Origin of the sequence: Flavobacterium sp. PMTSA4, assembly GCF_032098525.1 — a bacterium.
Lineage (GTDB): Bacteria > Bacteroidota > Bacteroidia > Flavobacteriales > Flavobacteriaceae > Flavobacterium > Flavobacterium capsici.
This window is the reverse complement of sequence record NZ_CP134890.1, coordinates 429,502-454,518: the sequence shown is the minus strand read 5'-3', so window position 1 is coordinate 454,518 and position 25,017 is coordinate 429,502. Positions and strand designations below refer to the sequence as shown.

23 protein-coding genes are annotated in these 25,017 nt (G+C 33.2%); 7 read left to right on the top strand and 16 right to left on the bottom strand.

Annotated features, from left to right (window positions below):
- Window positions 1–46: 46 nt before the first annotated feature.
- Window positions 47–1,390, top strand: a complete 1,344-nt coding sequence (locus RN605_RS02035) for a DEAD/DEAH box helicase (protein ID WP_313321747.1) — start codon at window positions 47–49, stop codon at window positions 1,388–1,390.
- A 185-nt stretch (window positions 1,391–1,575) separates the two neighbouring features.
- Here RN605_RS02035 and RN605_RS02030 read toward each other — a convergent pair whose 3' ends face one another.
- On the bottom strand, window positions 1,576–2,679 hold the full coding sequence (locus RN605_RS02030) for a lactonase family protein (RefSeq protein WP_313321746.1): 1,104 nt from the start codon (window positions 2,677–2,679) through the stop codon (window positions 1,576–1,578).
- 126 nt (window positions 2,680–2,805) lie between these two features.
- Here RN605_RS02030 and RN605_RS02025 point away from each other — a divergent pair, with 126 nt between their 5' ends.
- The 4 genes from RN605_RS02025 to RN605_RS02010 are packed head-to-tail and all read left to right on the top strand — an operon-like array spanning window position 2,806 to window position 6,983.
- Entirely contained in the window at window positions 2,806–4,728 is a 1,923-nt protein-coding gene (locus RN605_RS02025) for a vWA domain-containing protein (RefSeq protein ID WP_313321745.1), read from the top strand.
- Window positions 4,725–5,981: a dihydroorotase gene (locus RN605_RS02020; protein WP_313321744.1), complete on the top strand. Its 1,257-nt coding sequence runs from the start codon at window positions 4,725–4,727 to the stop codon at window positions 5,979–5,981. The genes RN605_RS02025 and RN605_RS02020 overlap by 4 nt, the downstream gene beginning before the upstream one ends.
- Window positions 5,982–6,012: 31 nt before the next feature.
- On the top strand, window positions 6,013–6,339 hold the full coding sequence (locus RN605_RS02015; protein WP_313321743.1) for a hypothetical protein: 327 nt from the start codon (window positions 6,013–6,015) through the stop codon (window positions 6,337–6,339).
- Window positions 6,339–6,983, top strand: a complete 645-nt coding sequence (locus RN605_RS02010) for an alpha/beta hydrolase (protein WP_313321742.1) — start codon at window positions 6,339–6,341, stop codon at window positions 6,981–6,983. Before RN605_RS02015 ends, RN605_RS02010 begins: the two co-directional genes overlap by 1 nt.
- A 29-nt stretch (window positions 6,984–7,012) precedes the next feature.
- Here RN605_RS02010 and RN605_RS02005 read toward each other — a convergent pair whose 3' ends face one another.
- Genes RN605_RS02005 through RN605_RS01995 form a run of 3 tightly spaced genes read right to left on the bottom strand, consistent with a single transcriptional unit; the run spans window position 7,013 to window position 8,786 of the window.
- Window positions 7,013–7,498, bottom strand: coding sequence for a hypothetical protein (locus RN605_RS02005; protein ID WP_313321741.1), 486 nt, complete (start codon window positions 7,496–7,498; stop codon window positions 7,013–7,015).
- 7 nt (window positions 7,499–7,505) lie between these two features.
- Window positions 7,506–8,006: a hypothetical protein gene (locus RN605_RS02000; RefSeq protein WP_313321740.1), complete on the bottom strand. Its 501-nt coding sequence runs from the start codon at window positions 8,004–8,006 to the stop codon at window positions 7,506–7,508.
- Between the two features lie 12 nt (window positions 8,007–8,018).
- Entirely contained in the window at window positions 8,019–8,786 is a 768-nt protein-coding gene (locus tag RN605_RS01995) for an MBL fold metallo-hydrolase (protein WP_313321739.1), read from the bottom strand.
- A gap of 129 nt (window positions 8,787–8,915) precedes the next feature.
- Between RN605_RS01995 and RN605_RS01990 the strand changes: the two genes are divergently transcribed.
- On the top strand, window positions 8,916–10,385 hold the full coding sequence (locus RN605_RS01990; RefSeq protein WP_313321738.1) for a TonB-dependent receptor: 1,470 nt from the start codon (window positions 8,916–8,918) through the stop codon (window positions 10,383–10,385).
- Window positions 10,386–10,421: 36 nt separating this feature from the next.
- On the opposite strand, the gene bcp is transcribed toward RN605_RS01990, so the two are convergent.
- Window positions 10,422–10,874, bottom strand: a complete 453-nt coding sequence (gene bcp, locus RN605_RS01985) for a thioredoxin-dependent thiol peroxidase (RefSeq protein WP_313321737.1) — start codon at window positions 10,872–10,874, stop codon at window positions 10,422–10,424.
- 68 nt (window positions 10,875–10,942) lie between these two features.
- On the opposite strand from bcp, the gene RN605_RS01980 reads away from it, so the two are divergent.
- Window positions 10,943–11,602, top strand: coding sequence for an endonuclease III domain-containing protein (locus RN605_RS01980; protein ID WP_313321736.1), 660 nt, complete (start codon window positions 10,943–10,945; stop codon window positions 11,600–11,602).
- 17 nt (window positions 11,603–11,619) lie between these two features.
- Here RN605_RS01980 and RN605_RS01975 read toward each other — a convergent pair whose 3' ends face one another.
- The 11 genes from RN605_RS01975 to RN605_RS01925 form a co-directional block, all read right to left on the bottom strand.
- Window positions 11,620–11,763, bottom strand: a complete 144-nt coding sequence (locus tag RN605_RS01975; RefSeq protein ID WP_313321735.1) for a hypothetical protein — start codon at window positions 11,761–11,763, stop codon at window positions 11,620–11,622.
- Window positions 11,764–11,810: 47 nt separating this feature from the next.
- On the bottom strand, window positions 11,811–12,398 hold the full coding sequence (locus RN605_RS01970) for an RNA polymerase sigma factor (RefSeq protein WP_313321734.1): 588 nt from the start codon (window positions 12,396–12,398) through the stop codon (window positions 11,811–11,813).
- 164 nt (window positions 12,399–12,562) lie between these two features.
- A complete protein-coding gene (locus RN605_RS01965; RefSeq protein ID WP_313321733.1) occupies window positions 12,563–13,324 on the bottom strand; it encodes a glycoside hydrolase family 16 protein in 762 nt (253 codons plus the stop codon).
- A gap of 6 nt (window positions 13,325–13,330) precedes the next feature.
- A complete protein-coding gene (gene bglX / locus RN605_RS01960; RefSeq protein WP_313321732.1) occupies window positions 13,331–15,565 on the bottom strand; it encodes a beta-glucosidase BglX in 2,235 nt (744 codons plus the stop codon).
- A gap of 12 nt (window positions 15,566–15,577) precedes the next feature.
- Window positions 15,578–17,335 (bottom strand): cellulase family glycosylhydrolase, encoded by a 1,758-nt coding sequence (locus RN605_RS01955; RefSeq protein ID WP_313321731.1) that lies wholly within the window; start codon window positions 17,333–17,335, stop codon window positions 15,578–15,580.
- 3 nt (window positions 17,336–17,338) lie between these two features.
- Entirely contained in the window at window positions 17,339–18,790 is a 1,452-nt protein-coding gene (locus RN605_RS01950; protein WP_313321730.1) for a glycoside hydrolase family 30 protein, read from the bottom strand.
- A 10-nt stretch (window positions 18,791–18,800) separates the two neighbouring features.
- Complete coding sequence (locus RN605_RS01945) at window positions 18,801–20,240, bottom strand: glycoside hydrolase family 30 protein (protein WP_313321729.1); 1,440 nt, start codon at window positions 20,238–20,240, stop codon at window positions 18,801–18,803.
- A 78-nt stretch (window positions 20,241–20,318) separates the two neighbouring features.
- Complete coding sequence (locus RN605_RS01940; RefSeq protein ID WP_313321728.1) at window positions 20,319–21,380, bottom strand: glycoside hydrolase family 16 protein; 1,062 nt, start codon at window positions 21,378–21,380, stop codon at window positions 20,319–20,321.
- Between the two features lie 60 nt (window positions 21,381–21,440).
- On the bottom strand, window positions 21,441–22,394 hold the full coding sequence (locus tag RN605_RS01935; RefSeq protein WP_313321727.1) for a hypothetical protein: 954 nt from the start codon (window positions 22,392–22,394) through the stop codon (window positions 21,441–21,443).
- A 6-nt stretch (window positions 22,395–22,400) separates the two neighbouring features.
- The gene (locus RN605_RS01930) at window positions 22,401–23,498 is read right to left on the bottom strand and encodes a hypothetical protein (protein WP_313321726.1); all 1,098 of its coding nucleotides are present in this window, start codon (window positions 23,496–23,498) and stop codon (window positions 22,401–22,403) included.
- Between the two features lie 12 nt (window positions 23,499–23,510).
- On the bottom strand, window positions 23,511–25,016 hold the full coding sequence (locus RN605_RS01925) for a RagB/SusD family nutrient uptake outer membrane protein (protein ID WP_313321725.1): 1,506 nt from the start codon (window positions 25,014–25,016) through the stop codon (window positions 23,511–23,513).
- Between the last annotated feature and the right edge of the window lies 1 nt (window position 25,017).

Sequence of the window (25,017 nt, the reverse complement as noted above, 5' to 3'; positions counted from 1 at the left end):
AAACACTAAGGTATAAATTGTTACCTTTGCCCAAAATATCATCTACATGGCTACTTTTGAGCAATTCAATCTTCCAAAATCATTACAAAAAGCGGTTGACGAACTGGGGTTGACTACTCCTACTCCTATTCAGGAAAAATCTTTTTCGGTAATTATGTCGGGAAGAGACGTGATGGGAATTGCGCAAACGGGTACTGGGAAAACCTTTGCTTACCTGTTGCCTATTTTAAAACAATGGAAATTTATTGCTACGGATACGCCACGGGTTTTGATATTAGTACCTACCCGAGAATTGGTGGTTCAGGTAGCAGCTGAAGTAGAAAAACTAACCAAATACATGTCGGTGAGAACGCTTGGCGTTTATGGTGGTGTGAACATCAACACTCAAAAAACGGCGGTGTATCAAGGTGTTGACATTTTGGTAGGAACACCGGGACGTGTGATGGACTTGGCGCTGGACAATGTGATTCGTTTTGACAGCATGCAGAAACTTATCATTGACGAGTTTGACGAAATATTGAATTTAGGGTTTCGTTTTCAGGTTACGTCGATACTGACGATGCTGAAAAACAAAAAGCAAAGCATCTTGTTTTCGGCTACCATGACGGATGATGTGGATGAAATGTTGGACGAATACTTTGAGTTTCCTGAGGAAGTTTCTTTGGCACCCAGCGGAACTCCGTTAGAAAAAATAGAACAGTTTCATTATAAAGTGCCAAACTTTTTAACCAAAGTAAATTTGGTGTTGGAACTATTGCAAGATGAATCGTTGGAGCGTGTGTTGCTTTTTGTAAACAACAAAAGAACAGCCGATTTATTGGCAGACAAAATAGAAGAAGCCTATCCGGAGCAATTTGGTGTAATCCATTCGAACAAATCGCAAAACTACCGTTTGCAAACCATGGAACAGTTTCAGGAAGGCAACTTGAGAGGTTTAGTTACTACGGATGTTATGGCGAGAGGTTTGGATATTTCAGACATCAGTCATGTTATTAATATAGAGTTTACTGAAATTCCAGAGAAATACATTCACCGTATTGGTAGAACCGGTCGTGCGGATAAATCGGGGATTGCGATTAGTTTGGTAGCGCCAAGCGAAGAGGAAATCATGATTGAAGCCGAGCTGTTGATGGAAAAAGAAATTACTTTGCTTCCGTTTCCTGAACAGGTAGAAGTTGTTGAACGCTTGCTGGACTTTGAAAAGGATAAAAAGAAAATGAAGTTCTTGATGAAAAAGCCAAAGCTGGAAGGCGGTGCTTCATTTCATGAGAAGAAAGACAAGAACAAAAAAGTGAACCTTGGCGGACCATCGAAAACGAAAAAGAAAACAAGTTCTTCGGTGAATAGAAATATCCTTAAAAACAGAGCGGCGAAGCGGAAGAAGAAGTAGTGGTCTTAGGGAAAAGGGATTAGGGATTAGGGATTAGTTGAAAGTGATTTTGAGATTCCTACGGAATGACAACGCTTCTCGATTAGCTTCGCTCCGTTCGGAATCTATCCTCGGGTCATTCGCCTACGGCGAACACTCGAAGTGACGATAATCAAATGAAACATTGTTTAAAAAGTCTATTCTCTTTATTCGAAAACCAAACAAACTGGCGAGCATAACTCTATTCTGTTTCCTGTATCAGTAAGCATTCCCGTTTGTTTATCAACGTTGAATATCACTACATTATTGGTGTATTGATGTGCTACCAGAAGGAATTTGCCTGATGGATCGATTGTAAAATTCCTTGGACCTTTGCCTAACGTGTTCAACGTTTGTTTGAATTTTAGTTTTCCATTCTTTTTGATTTCAAAACAGCTAATCGTATTGGCATCGCCTCGATTTGTAGCGTATAAAAATTTACCATCGGAAGAAACATGTATATCGGCAGCGCTGGTATTTCCTTTGAAATCATTTGCAACAATGCTGGTTTCCTGAATAAGTTTTAAGTTTCCGTTTTTATACTTAAACACATCTAGCGAACCATCCAACTCATTGATTAGATATAAATAATTTCCATTTGGGCTAAACGAAAAATGCCTTGGACCGCTACCTGGCTTGATTTTTATAGCATTTCCAAAACTTAAGGTATTGTTTCGCTCCTTTGTATTGAATTTGTAACTATAAATGAAATCGGCACCTAAATCAGTAGCCAAAAGATGCTTTTTATCGGGTGCTAGTTGTACCATGTGAAGGTGTGATTTCTCCTGACGTTCTTGGTTTATGCTTTTGCCATTGTGTTTGAAGACTTGTTGAAAAAGCAATTCACCGTTTGGTTTTTTATCAAATATTGAAATGGTTCCACCACTGTAAGTAGCCACAATAATGTTTTCATCGGTAGCTGTAATATAACAAGGATCGGCACCATGAGCATCAACTTGATTGAGTAATTCTAACGTTCCCGATGTAGCCGAATAATTAAAAACACTTACTTGGCTTTTATCGCCTGCTTCGTTGACGCTGTATACTTTGGTTTTATCCTCTGAAATGGTTAAATAACTTGGGTTTACAATTCCTTTAGTAGATGATTTTAATTGGGCTTTACCCGTAGTGCTATCAAAATCATAAACATAAATTCCATCGCTTTCGCAGGTATTGGTGTAGGTTCCGATTAACAAGTGATGCTTGTTTTCTTGCGCAAGTATTGAAAAATTGATGAAAACAACGGTGAACAGGATGATAGATTTGGTCATGATAACAATTTTGCTTTAAACAAAAATAACCGAAATGAAGTATTAACAGATTTTTTATCATTTAAAATTCATAAAACCGATGTTAAAAATCATAAAAAGTACTATTTTTGACAAATCTTAAAAACAATGCAATTTAAACATCCAGAGTTTCTATACTTTCTTTTCTTATTGGTTATCCCAATTCTGGTTCATTTATTTCAGCTGCGTCGTTTTAAAAAAGAATACTTTACCAACGTTCAATTTCTAAAAGAACTTGCCATACAAACCCGAAAAAGTGCTACTATTAAAAAATGGTTGTTGCTTTTCACTCGATTACTACTCCTAACCTTCTTGATTCTTGCCTTTGCGCAACCTTTTTTTACCGCTAAGGAAAGTAAAAAGGCGACCAACGAAATGTATATTGTTTTGGACAACTCCTACAGTATGCAAGCCAAAGGAAAACAAGGCGAACTGTTGAAACGAGCTGTACAAGACTTGCTGGAACATACACCCGAAAATCAAAACTTTTCGCTGATTACCAACTCCGAAAACTACTGGAACACGGACATCAAATCGGTGCAAAGAGATTTGCAGAATCTTGATTACAGCGCTGCGCCTTTTGAACTGGAAAGTGTGATTGCTAAAATAAATGCCCGAAAATCGGCATTCAACAAGGATATAATTGTTGTTACGGATGCCATTGGTGCCAAAAACAATCAAACCAAAGGATTTAAAAAAGAAGACAATATTTACTTTATCATTCCGGATGTGGAACAGAAAAACAATGTTGCAATAGACAGTGTTTACCTAATGCAAACTTTGGATAATTTCTATGAAATTGGTGTGAGTATTTCTGCTTATGGAACGAATCAAAAGGAAACTCCTGTTGCGTTATACAATAACAAAAAGTTAGTTGCTAAAACCTTACTTGCGTTAGACAAAACCAAAAACACTATCAATTTCACTATTCCGAAAGAAGATTTTAATGGGTATGCAGCTATTGAAGATAAAGGTTTGAGCTATGACAATACGTATTACTTTAGTATTTCAAAACCAAGTAAGACCAACGTTATTAGTATTGGTGATGCAGAGAAAAGTAATTTCCTGTCAAGAATTTATACCAGCGATGAGTTTAACTATGTGAACTTTCCTTTGAACAGTTTGGATTATAACCAAATTGAAAAGCAAGATGCTATTATCTTAAATGAGTTGACTACCATACCACAAGCGTTGCAAACTACTTTGAAAACCTTTGTTTCGAAAGGTGGAAATGTGGTTTTCATTCCTTCGAGTGAAAACAGTAATGCGAATAGTTTCTTGGCTAATTTTGGCGCGATACAATTGCAATCGGCAACAACCAATGAAAAGAAAGTAACCAAAATTAATTTCAATCATCCGTTGTTCAGCACGGTGTTTGAGAAAAAGATTGACAACTTTCAATACCCAACGGTTAAAAGTTCTTATACCGTCAATAGCAAAACTCCAAGTATATTGAGTTATGAAGACCAAACGGCTTTTCTGACTTCGGTTAAAAGCGATTTGTCTTCGGTATATGTTTTTGCGGCGCCAATTAGTAAAAACAATAGTAACTTTCAGAATTCGCCTTTGATTGTACCAACGTTTTACAACATGGCACAAAATGCGCAACGAACTGGAATTACTGCGCTAACCATTGGAGAAAGTCAGCCGTTTATTGTGGATGCTACGATTGGAAAAGATGAAATTTTGGAGATTAAAAATGATGCGGATAAATTTATTCCTTCGCAACAATTCATGGCAACCAAAGTTAAAATGACTTTCAACGAAAATCCGAAAATGGCGGGGAATTATGGCATTTATAACGGAACTAACCTAATAGAAAACATCAGTTTTAACTACAACCGAACCGAAGGTGATTTGACACAAAACAACAGCAGCATTGCTGACGATTATAATTTAATAACCGATGTGGAAAGTGTGTTTAACACCATCCAAACCGATAGAACTGATACGCAAATCTGGAAATGGTTTGTGGCGTTGGCACTACTCTTTTTAGTGATTGAATTACTAATTCAAAAATTTGTAAAATGAAGGTAATAATTAGAAATGCAAAAGTAATTGATGAAAACAGCTCGTTTCACAATCAAACCGTTTGCTTAAAAATTAACAACGGTACGATTGAAGAAATTGCAAAATCGATAGAAAAAGAAAACGGCTATGAAGAAGTTACTGCTGATGGATTGCACGTTTCGCAAGGTTGGTTTGACAGCAGTGTTTCGCTGGGCGAACCTGGTTTTGAAGATAGAGAAACCATTGCTAACGGATTGGACGTTGCTGCCAAAAGTGGTTTTACTGGAATTGCTCTGCAACCTAATACTTTTCCGGTTCTTGATAATCAATCGCAAATTAATTTTGTAAAACAAAAAGCGGCAAACGCTGCTACCGATTTATATCCGATTGGTGCTTTGACCAAAAACAGCGAAGGAATGGACTTGGCGGAACTGTTTGACATGAAAAATGCCGGAGCTATTGCCTTTGGAGATTATAACAAAAACATGTCGAATGCCAATCTATTAAAAATAGGTTTGCAATATGTTCAGGATTTTGATGGATTGGTACTTGCCTACTCGCAAAACGAAAAAATAAAAGGAAACGGTGTGGTAAACGAAGGAATAGTTTCCACACGATTGGGATTAAAAGGAATTCCAAACTTAGCGGAAGAAATTGAGGTTGCAAGAAACTTGTTTCTTTTGGAATATACAGGCGGAAAAATGCACATACCAACAGTTTCAACAGCTAAATCGGTACAATTAATTAAAGAAGCAAAAGCCAAAGGATTGAAGGTGACTTGTAGTGTTGCGGTACATCACTTAGTGTTGAATGATGAAGTGTTGGATGGATTTGATACACGATATAAAGTTACGCCACCATTACGAACCGATGAAGACAGAAAAGCGCTGATTAAAGGAATTTTAGACAATACTATTGATTGTATTACTTCAGATCATAATCCAATAGATATTGAGCATAAAAAGATGGAATTTGACTTGGCAAAGAATGGAACAATCGGGTTGGAAAGTGCTTTTGGAGCTTTGGCAACTGTTCTACCAACAGATGTAATCGTCAAAAAACTAACAGCAGGAAGAACACTATTTCAACTTGAAACTTCAACACTTGAAAAAGGAAACAAAGCCAACCTGACTTTATTTACCACAGAGAATAATTGGAGTTTCACTAAAGAAAACATACTATCAAAATCTAAAAACTCCGCTTTTCTAGGGCAACCAATGAAAGGAAGCGCCATTGGAGTTTATAATAATGGGAAATTAGTGATTAGTGATTAGTGATTAGTGATTAGTGAAAAATAATAAGTAAATGGATAAAGGAGTAATAAAAGAGGGAAAAACAGCTGCAATTATTAGTTATATATTGATTGTTGGTCCGTTAATTTCGCTTTCAATGAATAGTGAAAATAAAAACCCATACGCATCGTTTCATATACGACAAGGATTAGGATTAACGCTGAGTTTTATAATTTTGGGAGTTTCAATTAGTTATTTTGAAAACATAATAATCGCAGCTTCTATGTGGATTTTTATTTCTGTACTGGCAATGTATGGGATTTTTTCTGCAGCTTCTGGAAGCACAAAACCACTTCCGCTATTGGGAAGTATTTTTCAAAAAGTATTTAAATCAATCTAATGAGTTTTTCACTATACCATATTGTTCGCGAACCGAAAGTAAAAAAAGATAAAAATCCAGTACTTATTTTGTTGCATGGTTACGGCAGTAATGAAGAAGATTTATTTTCGTTTGCCAGCGAATTACCTGAAGAATATTATGTGATTTCTGTTCGTGCACCTTATGATTTGATGTACAACAGTTATGCCTGGTATGCAATTAACTTTGATGCTGATGAGAATAAGTTTTCAGATATTCCAGAAGCACAAAATTCAAGAGATTTGATTGCAAAGTTTATTGATGAAGTCATTGTAAATTATGCTGTTGATAAAGATAATGTAACTTTAATAGGCTTTAGTCAAGGTTGTATATTGAGTTATGCTGTTGCCCTATCCTATTCTCAGAAAGTGCAACGAGTTGTAGCAATGAGCGGCTATTTGAACACTGAAATTGCTACTGATGATTATTATAAAAATGACTTCAGTAAGCTGAGAATATTTGCTTCACACGGAACGGTTGATCAAGTGATTCCTGTTGATTGGGCAAGAAATTCAATTCCTAAACTAAAATTATTAGGGATTGATGTAGCTTTTAAAGAATATCCTGTTGGACATGGTGTTGCACCACAAAACTTTTTTGACTTTAAAAACTGGTTGCAAGCATAAAAAAATCCCGAAGTGTCGGGATTTTTATTTTATTTTTCTTCGGTATCGGAACCTAAAACTTTTTTACCTATAAAATCATCACCAGCAAATAGCGGTTTATCACCTTGTTTTAAAACGTAGCCTTTATGAGGAATTAATTGCCACTCATCTAAAACCCAACTTTGACCTTCGGCAGTTCTTTTTAAAACATAGGTTTCGGTAGCGTTTGGTAAAAATAATTCCACTTGATTTGCGTCTTCACTGAACATAATAAACGCACTCAGAGTTTCATCTTCATTTTGAGGTTTATCTATTGGATTTAATTGAATACCTGTAAAAAGCTTTACGCATTCTTTATTCAATTTTGACCAAATATATCCAGCAGAAGCTAAACATCCGTTTTCATCTTTATCGATAGCTTTCATTACTTCTTTTGACTCAGTTTGAGGTAAAGTTTCCTCATCAGCCTTATTATCAGTTAATTTACAGGATTGAAAACCTGTTAAAAGAAGTAATAGATAAATTGTGTGTTTCATTGGATGTTTAATTCAAGTTCATTGGATAAAGATAACTATTCATAACTTCAAATGAAATAGTTTGATCATCGTTTATAAAATATTTTAGCATAACTTCACCCCAAAGCTTACCGTTACTATAATCAGCTATAATCCAACGATGATTCAGTATTTTAATACTATTGATTATAAACTTTTGTTCGCCTATTTTTTCTTGATCGGTATATTTATTTCCTTCTGGTGAATCATTATAAGCCAAAAGTGCTTGTTTTACTTTTTCTTCAAAACTTGAAATATCAGAAATTTTACTTTCGTATAGGTAATTTTGAGCTCTAAAATTATTCTTTAACTCAAAAGCATCTACTAAAACAGCAGTTGATGAAGAATTAGACAAACTGTCTTTTAATTGTTTATTTTCTTCGGTCTTTACTTTTAATTCATCAGCATATTTTGAAGAAAAATATTTATAAGTAAAGACATTCATCAACAATGCAATGATTAATAAATATAAGGTCAAAGACTTTTTCATTTTTTTATTAAATTAAATGGTAATTTCTAAATTATCATAAGCTAAAAACACATTTTTTGGTAATTTCTTTTGTACTTCTTCATGAAATCCTAATAAATGACTAATATGTGTTAAATAGGCGCTTTCTGGCTGAACCAAATGTATAAAATTTAAGGCATCTTGCAAATTAAAATGTGTTGAATGTTCTTCTTCTCTCAATGCGTTAATTACCAATATTTTTGTTCCTTTTATTTTCTCGATTTCTTCTTTTTCAATACTTTTTACATCTGTTAAATAAGTGAAATCTTTTATGCGGTAACCAAAAACCTGTATCGAACCATGATTGGCATTGATTGGAATTATCTCTGTATCATTGATTGAAAAAGGAAAATTATTTTTTACTTCAATAGTAGTAACACTTGGTGCGCCAGGATATTTGTTTTCATTATCAAAAATATAATCAAATCGCTTTGATAAACTTTCTAAAACTCTTTGATGAGCGTAAACTGGTATAGCCGATTTTTGCTTAAAGAAAAATGGTCTGATATCATCCAAACCCGCAGTATGGTCGGCGTGTTCATGAGTAAACAAAATAGCATCCAATTGCAAACAACCCGAAGTTAACATCTGTTGTCTAAAATCGGGACCACAATCAATAACAATCGAATTATTTTCCCAAGTAACCCAAACAGAAACTCTTAGTCTTTTATCTTTTAAATCAGTGCTTTGGCAAACAGAATGATTACTACCAACAACAGGTATTCCTTGTGAGGTTCCGGTTCCAAGAAAATAAATTTTCATTTTATTTGCACGGTTTTTGAGGTTAAATAAATATCCTAACTTAAAATGCTAAACTAAATACAAAATTAGCGTTAATTCTTTTTTAATAAAAGCCCTATTTGTTTAACTTTGCAAAGCATACACTAAACTATGGATAATTACATTACGGATATTAAGTTAAAAGGTGATAAAGCCATTGAGCAAATTCCCGCTATCAAAGATAAAGCTTTACGTATTAACTTAAATGAAAACATTTATGGAACTTTTGCCGAAATTGGTGCTGGACAGGAAACTGTTAGACATTTTTTCCGCGCAGGTGGTTCATCTGGTACAATTGCAAAAGCTATGTCTGCCTATGACAAAGACTTTAGTGATGCCATTTATGGTATTGAAGCTGATGGTAGATATGTAACTGAAAGTAGATTAAAGAAAATGTTGTCGCACGAAGTTCAATTAATTGAACAACGTTTAAAAAGAGACAAACATCCTAATAAAATGTTTTTTAGTTATGCTAATACTGTTGCTACTATAGATTTTGCAAAACAATTTAAAGGTCATGGTTGGGTTGGAATTCGTTATCAAGTAGAAGCTGAAGAAGAATACAACGAAATTACGTTACACATTCGTTTTAAAGAAACTGATGCTAAGCTTCAACAAGAAACACTTGGAATATTAGGTGTTAACTTAATTTATGGTGCTTTTTATAAACACAACGATCCAAAAAAATTACTTCGTTATCTATATGACCATATCAGTAAAGAACAAATTGAGATTGATACTATAAACTTTTCTGGACCACGATTTGAAAATGTAGACAATCGATTGATGAGTTTGCAATTGGTTAAAAATGGAATGACTGATGCCGTGATGTTTGGTCCTGATGGAAACAACATTTTACCTGCATCTATTTTATATAAAAAAAATATCCTTGCGCTTAGAGGAAGTTTCAGACCTGTAACTCAAGTAAATATGGACATGTATGAGAAATCATTAAAAATGTTCTATGATGAAAACAAGGTTGAAAAAGACAATACTCTTGTAATTTTTGAAATTACACTTTCAAATCTACGCTCAGAAGGTGAAATTGATGAAAGAGATTTTATGGACCGAGCTGAACTTCTATGTTCATTAGGTCAAACTGTTATGATTTCAAATTTCCAAGAATATTATAAAGTTGTTGAATACTTCTCGAGTTATACCAAAGCGAGAATGGGATTGGCAATGGGTGTAAATAACCTAGTAGATATTTTTGACGAAAAATACTATCGCCATTTAAGTGGTGGAATTTTGGAAGCGTTTGGTAAATTATTCTATCGTGACTTGAAAGTATTTTTATATCCTATGGAAGATGAAAATGGAGAAATTATTACTTCTCAAAACTTGAAAGTTCACCCACGAATGAAAGAATTGTATAAATTCTTTGCCTACAATGGAAAAGTAGTTGACATCACTGGATTTGATAAAGAACACTTAAAAATATTCTCGAGAGAAGTTTTAAAAATGATTGGAGACGGAAAACCTGGATGGGAAAAATTATTACCAAAAGGTATTGCCGAAATCATCAAACAACAAAAGCTGTTTGGTTATGATCCAAACCAAGTTCTTGAAGAAGCTAAATAAAAAAGAAACCCAAGTTTATAAACTTGGGTTTCTTTTTTACTTCAATATTTGAGATGCATGTTCTTTTGTTTTTACTTCGGTAATGACTTCATCAATAATTCCGTTTTCATCAATTACAAAAGTTGTTCGGTGTATTCCGTCATATTCTCTTCCCATGAACTTTTTTGGTCCCCAAACTCCAAAGGCTTGTATTACTGATTTTTCTTCATCAGCTAATAAAGGAAACGGGAAATTATATTTGTCTTTGAATTTTCCTTGTGCTTTTGCACTATCGGCACTTACACCTAATAATGCATAGTTATTGGCTTTAAAACGCTCAAAATTATCTCTTAAATCACAAGCTTCAGTTGTACAACCTGGAGTATTTGCTTTTGGATAAAAGAAAACTACTAATTTCTTTCCTTTATAATCAGCTAATGAATGTAAATTTCCATCTTGATCTTTTCCTGAAAAATTAGGTGCTTTATCGCCTTTTTGTAATGTTGTCATTTAATTTTTATTTAGAAGTTTAAAGATTAACTTTGTTTAAAGTTGTTATAAAGCCTAAAATTACAAAAATGACCAAACAAGAACGAGTAACATTTGTTATAAATACGTTAAAAGAACTATATCCTGAAATTCCTGTCCCGTTAGACCATAAAGATGCTTATACTTTATTGATTGCTGTTCTACTTTCTGCACAATGTACTGACGTTCGTGTAAATCAAATTACTCCTATCCTTTTTGCAAAAGCCGACAACCCGTTTGATATGGTAAAATTGAGTGTTGAAGAAATTAAAGAAATTATTCGTCCGTGTGGTTTATCACCAATGAAGTCAAAAGGAATTTATGGTTTATCACAAATACTAATCGAAAAATATAATGGCGATGTGCCACAAAGCTTTGAGGCACTGGAAGAACTTCCTGCGGTTGGTCATAAAACGGCAAGTGTAGTTATGAGTCAGGCTTTTGGAGTTCCTGCTTTTCCGGTTGATACGCACATTCACCGTTTGATGTATCGTTGGAATTTATCGAATGGAAAAAACGTTACTCAAACAGAGAAAGATGCAAAGGCAATTTTTCCCAGAGAATTATGGAATGAGTTGCATCTTCAAATCATTTGGTACGGTAGAGAGTATTCTCCAGCACGAGGTTGGGATTTAGAGAAAGATATAATTACCAAAACAATTGGACGGAAATCTGTTTTGAATGAATACTATAAAAAAACATCCCGATAATTGTCGGGATGTTTCTTTTAATTAGCTATGATTTTGAAGTTCATGCCACTGTATTTTACAATTTTTAATGCTTTTGAATACTGTAAAATAAAACTAACTGTCTCTTTTTTTGGTAACATTTTAGTAGCTGCTAATTTTTTCTGAGTGTAAAGTTTTGCCATATAAATTGTTTGTTTTATAGATAACGCAAAACTTTTAAAATTATTGTCTAAAATGATAAATTAATTTGATTTTTTTTTGCTAATTTTTTTAAGTTGCTAATTGCATAACGCATTCTTCCTAATGAAGTGTTTAAACTCACGTTTGTTAATTCGGAAATTTCTTTGAAACTTAAATCATGAAAGTAGCGCATAACCAATACTTCACGCTGGTCATCTGGAAGATTATTGATTAGATTTTTTATTTCAATTGCTACTCCTTCTTTTTCATAAATGCTTTCAATAGTAACTGAATCATCTTTTATGAATGCAAAAACAGAGTACTCTTCGGTATCACGATGCATGTAAATTTTTTGGTTTTTACGATAATCATCAACAATTAAATTATTGGCAATACGCATAACCCAAGGTAAAAATTTACCTTTTTCATCATAGAATTTTTTAGTTTTTAAAGTGTTTATTACTCTAATAAAAGTTTCTTGAAAGAAATCGTCAGCAATATCTCTATCATTTACTTTAGAGTAAATAAAACCATAAAGTTTTGATTGATGTCTTTTGACAAGAATCTCTAATGCACTTTCATCACCTGAAATGTACATATTGATAAGTAAAGCGTCAGAAATTTGCGTTTTAGCCATATAATTACCTTTTCAATTAGGGTTAAGAATCTAATTAATATTTAAAAAAGTAATTATTTTTCTATAGGCGAAAGTGTTTTTTATGAATTATTTATAGGTCAAATTTAACATAAATTTATTCAAATAAGCAAATTTAAATTGAAAAAACTTAAAAAAATGCGAATTTATTGGTAAACCTTGATATAATCAATAAGGTATTCTTGTGGGAAAATTGAATCATCAATCTCTAATCCACCAAAATTTCCTCCAACTGCAACATTTACAATAAAATAGAACGGTTGATTGAATGGATAAACATCTTCAGTCTTATCATTAGGTTGAAAAGTGTATACTAAAACATTGTCAACAAAAAAGTCAATTTTATCTTTATTCCAATCAATTGCATATAAATGAAAACCATTTTCTATGTTAGGTATTTTTGTTTTTTTTGAATTTATTGTGTTACCATGACTATTTTCAGTATGAAGCGATGTATAAACCATTTGTGGTTCTCTGCCAACATATTCTAAAATATCAATTTCACCACATTTTGGCCAGCCAACAGTTTTTATATTTGAACCTAGCATCCAAAAAGCAGGCCAAATTCCCTTTCCTGTTGGTATTTTAGCTCTAGCTTCTATTCTGCCGTATTTGAATTCTTTTTTATTTGCAGTTGTAATTCTAGTGGAAGTATAAATATCGTTTTCTTTTTTGATTTGAATTACCAAATTTCCATCTTTAAGGAAATGATTTTTATTGGTATAAATTTGACTTTCATTATTTCCCCATCCACAATTATTTGGACAACCATTTCCTAATTCAAAATTCCAAACTTTTTCGTCAAGTTTATCACCGTTAAAGTTTTCTTCCCAAACCAACTTAAGTTTTGAATTTTGTGAAAAACAAAAACTTGAAAGAAGCATCATTAAAAAAAGTATTCTTTTCATAAAAAATTAATCTATTAATTCAAATGTGTCTTTTAATCTTATATCATCAGATGATGAACCAATCATTAAATCAAACTCTCCCGATTCAGAACCAAATTCCAACTTTTCGTTGTAAAAAGAAAGCTTTTGATTATCAATGATGAAAGTTAAGGTTTTGGTTTCACCCGCTTTCAAATTTATTTTTTGAAAATCTTTTAATTCTTTAACTGGTCTAACTACTGAACCAAATCTGTCTCTAATATATAACTGAACTACTTCTTCACCATCAAATTTACCTGAATTTTTAATATCCATTGTTACTTGAATCGATTCCTTATTCGTTATTTTTGTTTTTGACAATTTTAAATTACTATAATCAAAGTTTGTATAACTAAGTCCGTAGCCAAAAGGAAATTTAGGAGAATTAGTTATATCAATATAACCTGATTTATAAACAATATCATTATCATTCTTTATAGGTCTTCCGGTGTTGTAATGATTATAATAAATAGGAATTTGTCCTTCGGTTCTTGGAAAAGTCATTGGCAACTTTCCTGATGGATTATAATCCCCGAAAATAACATCAGCAATTGCATTTCCAGCTTCGGAACCTAACCACCATGTATAAACTATTGTAGGCATATTATCTGCAATCCAATTGAATACTAATGGTCGACCGGCATTTATTAACACTACAATTGGTTTACCTGTTTTTTGAAGTTCTTTAATCAAATCTTCTTGAACGCCTGGAATATTAATTGAACTTCTGCTTTTTGCTTCTCCACTCATATCATGTCTTTCACCGATACTAACAACTACAACATCAGATTGGTTTGCTATCTCTAAAGCTTCTTTAAAACCCGATTTATCATTATCCAGTATTCCGCAGCCTTTTGCATAAAGCAGTTTAGTATTTCTGCCTATTTTATTTAACATTCCTTCCCATTGAGAAACAATATAGGATGAATCTATTTCTTTTAATTCTACTGCCCAAAAACCATGATTTGCTCTTTTCAGTTTAACCATTGGACCAATAAAACCAATAGTCTTTACGTTTTTAGAAAGTGGTAAAATTCCATTTTCGTTTTTTAGTAAAACAATACTTTTAGATGCAACTTCTCTAGCTGCTTTTGTATGTTCAGGATTATTCAATTGCTTTTTCTGTCTTTCAGAATCACTATAACGAAATGGGTTTTCGAAAAGACCTAATTCAAATTTTTTACGAAGTATTCTTCGAACAGCATCGTCAATTAGCTCAACTGACACCTTTTTTTCTTCAACTAATTGTTTTAAATTATTTCTATAGGCATTGCTTTCCATATCCATATCGCTTCCTGCAATAATAGCTTTTAAAGCAGCATCTTTTGAATCTTTTGCAAAACCATGATCTATCATTTCGCCAATTGAACCCCAATCTGAAACTACAAATCCATTAAAATTCCATTTTCCTTTTAGAATATCTCTTTGTAGATACTTATTACCAGTAGCAGGAATACCATTTAAATCATTAAAAGAATTCATAAACGTTGCAGCACCAGCATCTACCGCTGCTTTAAAAGGAGGAAGATAAGTTTCCCAAAGCATTCTGTCGCTCATATCAACTGAGTTATAATCGCGACCTCCAACTGCAGCTCCATAGGCAGCAAAATGTTTAGCACAAGCCATTACCGAATTAAGTTCGCCAAGTTTATTTCCTTGAAATCCTTTTACTCGTGCAATAGCAATTTTTGAACCAAGATAAGTATCCTCACCTGCTCCTTCCATAACTCTTCCCCATCTTGGATCTCTAGAAATATCAACCATTGGAGCAAAAGTCCAATGAATTCCTGATGCAGATGCTTCTTCAGCTGCTACTCTGGCTGATTTTTCAATAGCTTCTAAATCCCAACTTGCCGCTTCAGCCAATGGAATTGGAAATGTAGTTTTATATCCATGAATTACATCTAAACCAAATAATAATGGAATTTTTAATCTTGATTGCAATGCTAACTCTTGGTATTTTCGAGTTCTTTCTACTCCCATAACATTAAGCATCGAACCTAACAATCCTTTTTTTATTTCTTCTTGTTTATTTGGTTTAATAACTAATGGACCTGTAAGATTGGCATCATTAGTATATTGGTTAAGTTGGCCTATTTTTTCTTCTAAGGTCATTTTTTTTAATAAATCATCAACCCTTTCATCAATTGTTTTTTGTTGTTGCGAAAAAACATTTAACCCAATAAAAACTGACACTATAATTGAAATTTTAATATTTTTCATTTGAACTGAAAATTATTTAATAGTTAATGAATAAAAATCTAGATTACCTTCTTCAAATACAACCCTAATAGTATTTAAGCCACTTGTAAATTTTAAAGAAGCAATATCTATTGAGTTTATTACATTCTTTTGATTGGTTGATTGCAAGGCAATAGTTTTAGATAATTTAACTCCTTTTGAATCTTCTAAATGTACTTTACAAGATTCTGAGGTGTTTGAATAATTAATATAAATCTTAAATTCGCCACTTGCCTTAACATTAAAAGTATATTGTAACCATTCATTCTTTTTGATGTCAGTTACTGCATAATTATTATTCTTTAAACTTATATCAACTGCATCGTTTCTATATGTGTTTCCAGAGTTCCATTTGGAATGTTCATTTGTTGAAACCCATAAATTTGCCGAATCTGTATCATAATAGGCAAATCCTAATTTGCCTAAATCATAATTTACAGCTTGAATTATTCCGGGTGCTGTCATACTGACGAAGGGTTTCGTTTTATCTGAATAAACTTGTCTAAACATTGCATCAAGAACATCACGTCTTATAGTCAGATTATTCATTTTATAATTTTCAGCGATTTTCATTAATGTTTTAAATGCAAAATCAGAATCTGGTCCTTTTTTACCTGTTTCCCAATAATCGAGTATTTTTTTATAATCTTCAGTTATAGAAACTGATGTTATACCTGCGATATTATCAATCTTCTTCATTGGCCAAAATGCCCATCCAATATTATTCTTTTCCATTAATTCAATTGCCTGAGTAAACCATACATTTGAATTTTCGCCACTTTCTCCAAGCCATATTGGAACATTATATTCTTTTCTATAGTCAAGCATTTTTTGAATTGAAGCAGTGTCATTATAGTTCCAATACTTATGAAAACTAAGTGCTATGTTGTTATCCCAAAGAGGAAAGATTCCGTCGTAATTATTTCCCCAACAATTTCCTTCAATTATTATCAAATGATTATTGTCTACTTCTCGAATGGCTTTAGTAATTTCAATTTGAAGTTCTCTTAGTGGCTTATTGAGTTTTTCGTCACAACCATTTTTATTTGTACCCGTGAAATTCCAATTGGGTTCATTTATGATGTCATATCCACCAATCCATTGATTATCTTTATATCGCTCGGCAATTTTTTTCCAAAAAGCAATCATTTTATTTCTGTTTTGTTCGCTTTCCCATAAAGATGGTTTGGTATCATCATAATCAGAAATATTAGCGTCTTTACCTTGTCCGCCAGGTGCTGCATGCAAATCAAGAATTAAATAGATTTTATTTTCAGTGCACCATTTCAATAAATTATCAGTCATTGTAAAACCTTTTTCAAGCCAAGTGTTTTCTCCTTTGACTGTTTCTTGTTCTACAGGTAAAGTATATAAATTATAATGCATTGGAAGCCTAACGGAATTAAAACCCCATTTAGCGAGTGAATCAATATCCTGTTTGGTTATACCATTTTCAAGGTATTTTTCATAGAATTTTTTTGTTTTTTCTTCACCAATGAGATTGACAATTTTTTCTCTAATCTTAGTTTGAGGTCCAGCAAAACCATCGGTTTTCAACATGTATCCTTCCTGAACCATCCAACCGCCTAAACCAAGTCCACGAAGTATAATATTATCTCCATTTCCATTCACAATTTTTTGTTGCTCTTGATGAAGAAACCCTTGAGAAAATGAAGTTGTAGTTGCTGTTAAGATTATTAACAGCAACCAATTCAACTTCGAATTTAAATAATGAAAACAACTTGAAAACATATTTTAATAGATCAGTGTCTGAATAGATTTAGGTTGAATAGTAACTTCGGCTGCTGTGTTTCCTATACAAATGTTATAGAGAACTTTTTCATCGCTTTGATTCAAAACAACTGTAACCATTTTACCATCTGGATTTAAAAAAGAAGTGCTTATTATTTGACTTCTACTTGCGGAAGTAGCAATTCTTTTTGCTCCTTTCTCAATAAATTTTGAAAAATGACCAATTACATAAAAAGAAGGTGTAAAAATTAATTTACCCGATTTAAGATCTGCATGAACTGGAGCAAAACAAAAATTCTTAACATGATTTGGACCGCCATTTTCATCTAACAGAATGTTCCAATCAGTCCAAGCAACAGTTCCGTTATTGAAGTCATTTATCATTGATTTCCCATAGCGTTCAGCGTTACCCCAAAAATTGTATCGTTCTGCATTAAACTTTTCGACACAACCTTCAGTAAACATTAAATTTACTGATGGATACATTTCTTTTACTTTTGCAACATTGTCAAACATTTGTGCTCCACCACTCCAAGTTTCATACCAATGAAAACCTAATCCCCAAACATACTTTGAAGCTTCAGGATCGTCTAATATTGTTGAAGCACGTTGAACCATTAAATCACGATTGTGATCCCAAACAGTTATTTTTTTATCACCAAAACCAGCTTTTTTTAATGTTGGTCCAAGATACTTTTTCAAAAAATCTCTTTCATCTTCTGCAGTGTAGATGCATGATTCCCATGTTTGAACTGCCATAGGTTCATTTTGAATCGTTAAACCCCAAACAGGGATTCCTTCTTTTTGCAATTCTTGAATATATTTAACATAATAATTTGCCCAAGATTGTTTGTACTCTGTTAGTAGCTTTCCTCCTTTGAGCATTGAATTATTAGATTTCATAAATGCTGGAGGCGACCAAGGACTAAAGTAAAAAGTAGCATCTTTTCCGATAAGGTTTAAAGCTTTTTTAATTAAAGGCAATTTGAACCTTCTATCATGTTCTATATTAAAAGTTTTTAACTCTTTATCTCCTTCTTCAATATAGGTATAAGAATCAGAACCAAAATCACAGCTATTCATATTAGTGCGAATCAATGAGTAGCCAATTCCGTTTTGTTTCGAAAAATAGGCTTGCAAAAATTCTTTTTGAGCTTCATCTGATAATTTTGCGTAAACCTCTGCGCTGGCATCAGTAATAGCTCCTCCAATACCGATAAAGGTTTGAAATTTTTTATTTGGATTAACAAAAACACATGTCTGAGTTTCTAATGGCTGGTTTAATTCTTTAAAACTTAACTCATCTGTTTTTGTCAATTTTATATCACTATCACCAGTTGTTGTATAAACAGTTATTGTTTTTCCTTTTGTTGAAAAAGATGGTTGGTTTATCTTTTTTTGCTGAGAAAAAACGATTGTTGTTATTAATAGCGTTATTAGATTTATTTTTTTCATGGGATATAATTTACCAGATAAATGTTCCTGCGGAACCAGAATCTAATGAAACCAGAACCCATTTACCATTAAACTTTACATTAAATACTTGTGCGGAAGTGCTATCATTTACAGCAATCATAACATACTTACCATCGGGAGTTTTAAAAACTACATTTGAAACATTTGATATTTGACTCGAACCTATTCTAATTGAACCTTGAGGAACAAATTTTGAAGCATGTGCAATTATATAATAACTAACGTTTTTAGTGTAACTAAAATTTCCATTAATAGTAATTGCTCCTTTACAGCTATCACATCCACCTTGTGTATGTGGTCCGAATGATGTATTATTTGCTAAATTCCATTCAAGAGCATTTTTACTCCAGTTGCGCATAGAACCAATAATCACATTTTTCAAATGCCATTTTAAATCGCCTTCAAATGAACCATTAGCAGCAGTATATTGCTCTGTGAAATAAAGATTCTTGTTTGGAAATGCATTATGAACATTGCTTAAAGCTGAAATATCTCCACCGTATAAATGAAATGCAGCACCATCAATGTATTGATTAGCATTACTATCAGACATAACTGTTATTGGATAATCAGGTCTGTCACAATTATGGTCATAAACTATAATTTTTGTTGTAATTCCATTAGTTTGAAAAGCTGGACCTAGATGATTTTTAATAAAATCTGCTTGTTGTAATGCAGTCATAAGCATACTTGGATTGTTACCTCCATGAAGAGGCTCATTTTGTGGTGTAATTGCACTAATAGATATACCTTCTTGTTGCATTGCTTGAATATATCTAACAAAATATTGCGCATAAACTCCATAATATTGTTGCTGTAAGCTTCCTCCAACTGAACTACCATTATCTTTCATCCAAACTGGTGCTGACCATGGAGTAGCCATAATTTTTATGTTTGGATTGATTAATATAATTTCTTTTAGAAGATTAATTAACTGGCTGTCTTGAGAAAGACTAAAATTTGTTAACCCAACATCTGTTTGACCAGCAGGCATATCATCATAACTAAACACTGAGCTATTCAAATCGGTTGCTCCAATGCCTATTCTTAAATAACTGACAGAAATAGAATTAATTGAATTTCCAAAAAGGTCCTGCAATAATTCTTGTTTTTTTGAGGCTGCTAACTGATTTATTACTTCAGCACTTCCTCCTGTTAGTGTATATCCAAATCCATCAATAGTTTGAAAAGTTTGATTTTGGTTAACCTCAATATTTGGATAGGAATTTGTATTAGTTGTAAAACCTAAAACCGTATTTTGTTTTTCTAACTTTACGGTTTCATTGCCTTTTGTCAACCAAAAAGTAACATCATTTGTTATAGGATTTGTGTTTCCTCCTTCGCCACTGTCTGGTGATGATGAACATCCTATAAATATTATTAATAATGAAGCTAGATGCTTCCATTTTCTATTGATTTTCTTTTTCATTTTTAATTTTAAAAAAACTCATTTATCAGCTTCCGACTTAACGGAAGCTGAAGAATGACTTACTAACCTAAACAAACATTAATTATAGACTCTAACATAATCCACTTCAAGAGTTGAACTCACGAAGTTTGGATCAACTGAACCACCAAAATTTCCTCCCATTGCACAATTTAAAATGAAAAAGAAAGGTTGGTTGAAAGGTAAATTACCACCGTTGTTAAACGTATAAAACAACTGGTTGTCAACATAAAATTTTATAAATGAAGCATTCCAATCGATAGAATAAACATGAAACTCTGATGAAACATTTGAAATCAAGATACTTGAGCTATCTGCATTACCTCCTGAATGACCAGGATAATGTAGCGTTCCATGAATTCTATTCAAATCGTTTCCAACATGTTCCATTATATCAATTTCTCCACAAGCAGGCCAACCTGCAGAAGAAATATTATTTCCTAGCATCCAAAGCGCAGGCCATGTTCCACCTCCAATAGGAAGCTTTGCTCTGATATCAATTCTTCCGTATTTAACAGAATATTTATCTTTTGTGACAATACGTCCTGAGGTGTATGCGCTTCCACTATAATTTTCTTTAATAGCTGTAATTTTCAATAATCCATTTTCTACTTTAACATTTTCGGGACGATTGGTATAATACTGCAACTCATTATTTCCCCATCCACCTGAACCAGTTCCTGTTTCATAACTCCATTTAGTATTGTCTGGTGAACCATTAACATTAAACTCATCAGACCAAACTAGACTTGGCGTTACATAAACAGTTAAGTTAACTGTTGTTGAAATAAACTCATTCCCATTATAGGCTGAAACATAGATAGTATAAGTATTTGTTCCAGACTGATTAAAAGTATGACTAACTATTCCGGATGTTGATGTGATTGTTTCTGTACCAATCAATAATTTGTAAGATGTTGCATTATCGGCAGATATTATGAAATTCACAACACCACTTCCATCTCCATTTGGCAATGAAGCAGTTAATCCTACAATCTCTGTGTTTACAACTAAGTTTGAAGGTTTATTATTAGAAGAATTATCCCCTGAATCACTACTACAACTTATTAAAGGTATAAGAACACAAAAAACGATTACTAAAATTAGCTTTACTTTTTTCATAGAATTTTAAAACGTTAAAAAACACACTGGATTAATAAAATCCAGTGTGTCATAAAAAAATTAATTGGCTGGTATTAATTTAAGGTACCAAGCATTTCCAGTTTCAGTACCTTGTGCTCTCAAATACATGTAATTATCGTTTATTTCAAGAATTTCAAATTCTTTTTGTAAAGCTCCGTATCCAATAAAAGTTGTTGTACCCGATAAAAGAATACTTGTATGTGTTGTCACTACCTCTGAATTGGAAGGGTTCATGCTTGAAGGAACAAAATTAAATGAAGATGATCCGCCGCCATAATTATAACATCCTTCATCTCCTGATGATGGTATTCCAGGAATAGATGCTAATGTACCCGTTTTAGTAAATGCTCCATCAGGAGTAGCTACATTCAAAGTAAAACTATTTGAAGAGTTTTTAACAAATGTGTATGTAGCTGTATAAAAACAATTACAACAAGCAACTTTTTCATTAATTGCTGCTGACCACCATTCAGGAACATAACTTCCCTCACTCCAAGGTCCAACACCAAAATGTCCTGGTACGCTTTTATCAACAACCCAAGATTTAGAAGCATCACTAGTTAAACTTGTTACAATTTGAGGATCTGCATTAAAGCTACTAAAGACTGTTATATCTTCTGATGCTACTGTTGAAGTTCCTCCACGTCCATAAGCTATAACTGTAATTCTATAAGTATGTTCTCCAAGTGAAGTGAATTTTTTTGTAGCACTTCCTTGAGGCATATTTACAAACTCCGTTGGACTAGCTAAATCTGTAATGTCCTTGTAACCAATTTTGTATGATAATGCATCGCTAGCATTAGCATTAATGTTTACATTTCCTGAACCATCCCCAAATGGGTTTGATGAACTTTGACCAACAACTTCTGTACTTATTACTAAATTTGTTGGTGTTGTTAAATCTCCTAAATTATAATCTTCATCCTGACAAGCTATGAATAGCACGGGAATCATGATTACTACAATCGATAATATTTTAATTCTTTGTTTCATAGTATTTTAATTTGATTGTACTACATTGTCTATATAAATAACTTCACCAGTTCCATCAGCAACATCATTGTATCTAAAAACTAACTGTCTAAAAGTTGTTCCTGCTGGAATACCTAATGCTCCAAAATTAAATTCTAGTTCCTGCCACTGATTAGCAATAGTAACCGGTACTTTTAATACTTGGTTCGCAACTCCATTAGAGCCTTGTTCAAGTTCAACATTGAGTTCTTTTCCTGCTTCTGAAGCGTAAACCATAACTTTAATTTTTGAGCCATTATTGATGTTAATTGGAGTTCCATCTGGCGGAGCCAATGGTGTCCAAGTTCCACTCCAAGAAGCCGCTCCACCTGGTTTGGTATATTGCCAAACATTAGCGCTAGTGTTAATGCCTCCTGAATAAGGATTAGCTACTTTGGCAACATTAACTCCTCCAAAAGTTCCACCAATTCCATAGTTCTGATGAGAATCTTCATAAGTTATAGGTAAACTATATGGATTATAGATGGTAATTGTTTTAGTTTCTGTTGTTGTAGCTGCACCTCCGCTAAGTGCCACAACGGTTATTGTGTAACTACCAGCTGCATAAGTATGTGGCGGAAGACTTTGCCCTACTGCTTGAGAAGTTGGTGTTTCATTTACCACATCTCCATAGTAAACTAAAAAACCATTAGCATAATCTGCAGTTGCGGCAACAGTTACCTCATATCCAGCAACACTTTCGTTTATCGCAACATTCTCTGGAGCTCTATACGTTATCTGTAATGGATAATCATTTGTTACACTATTACCACCAATATCAAAAGACTGAATAGAAACAGTATAGCTACCTTCGGGATAGTTATGAGAAACACTTCCACCTGGAAAAACGTTAGTTGGACCATCTGTACCATGACCTAAAGTGACTACTGATCTAGAAACTCCTTCAGCTATTGGAGTAATTTTTACTAGTCCTGAGTTATCATTACTGACGTCAAAAATTCTATCATAATTTCCTGAGGTAACAGAATTTAACGAGGATACATCATCATCTATACCATCCTTTGAACATCCTGCAAAAAGCAATATGGCTGTAAAAAGTGTTATATTAAAAAATATTTTTTTCATAATTCTTACTTATTAATAAATTGGATTTTGTTGAATTAAGGTGTTATTAGTTTCAGCAATAGGAATTGGTAAAATTTCGTTTTTACCAGCAACAAAACCTCTGTTTCCTAACTTAGCAGGTGCATCACCCCAACGAACTAAATCAAACCATCTATGTCCTTCACCAGCTAACTCTCTTCTTCTTTCGTCTTTGATAGCACTCATAGATACTGGCACAGATGAAAGTCCAACTCTTGCTCTTACTGCGTCTAACAAAGCTTGTGCTCTGCCTCCAGTACCGCCTAATGCTTCAGCTTCCATAAGATAAGTATCTGCTAATCTAATGGCATAAGTATTTTGAGCATAGTTTAAAACTGCATCTCCACCTAAACTTCCATCGTAAACGTCAGCTTGTTTAGGTAAAAATTTGTTCAAGAAATAACCTGTATCCTGATAACCTGCTATATAACTAGCATGACCATCTTGATTAAGTGTTTTTAGATCAAACACTGTTGCATTAAATCTAGGATCACCTTGCATGAAATCATAGAAGTTTTGAGTAAATACATTGAAACTCCATCCAGATGGAAGTTCTGGTGCTTGATTATCAAGCTTGTTATAACTTCTTGGTCCAACCATAACGTTTACGGTATTGCCTTCATCTGAGCTACTTCCCCAAATACCCCAATATGAACCTTGAGCAGAATGAGATACTTCAAGAATAGACTCTGTGTTGAACTTATTGGTAAAACTCCATAAATCAGCAAAACTGCTCAATAAATGGTAACCATATTGACTTGTTTGTCCAGGAGTTCCATTTACATCTAAAAATTGCTCCGCTGCTAAAGTATTTTTACCTTCATAAAGATAAACTTTACCCAAGATAGCTTTTGCAGCTCCTCTTGTTAATCTTCCTCCATCAGTTTCGATAGTAACAGTGGTAGGCAAATTATCAATTGATTCTAATAAATCCTGTTCTATCTGAGCATATACATCTTCTGGTAATGCTTGAGGCACATTATAGAATTCTGAAGCCGATAGAGGTTGAGTTATTAGAGGAACGTTTTTAAACATTCTAACAAGATTGAAATAATAATAGGCTCTTAACGTTTTTGCTTCTGCAGTAAATCTTACTTTAACGTTCTCATCCATTGGTACACCCGGAAGCTTGGATAATAATACATTAGCTCTGTAAATTCCTTTGTAATAGTCGCTCCAAAAGCTTACAGGTATTGTATAAGGATTTATAGTATAATTTGAAAATGACTGAATACCTGCTCCATCACTTTCACCTCCACCACCAGCAACATGATCGTCTGATGCTGCATTGAACATAGTTATCATGTTTTCAAAACCGCCCGAGTTTTTTCTCAATAAATCATAAACAGAGGTCAAGGCTGCTTTTGCCTGAGCCTCATCTTTATAATAATTATCTTCAGTTGTCATTCCTTCTGGTTTGACATCCATAAAATCGCTACTACACGATGTAATAAATATTACAATAGCAGCATACAAAAATATTTTTACTTCTTTTTTCATA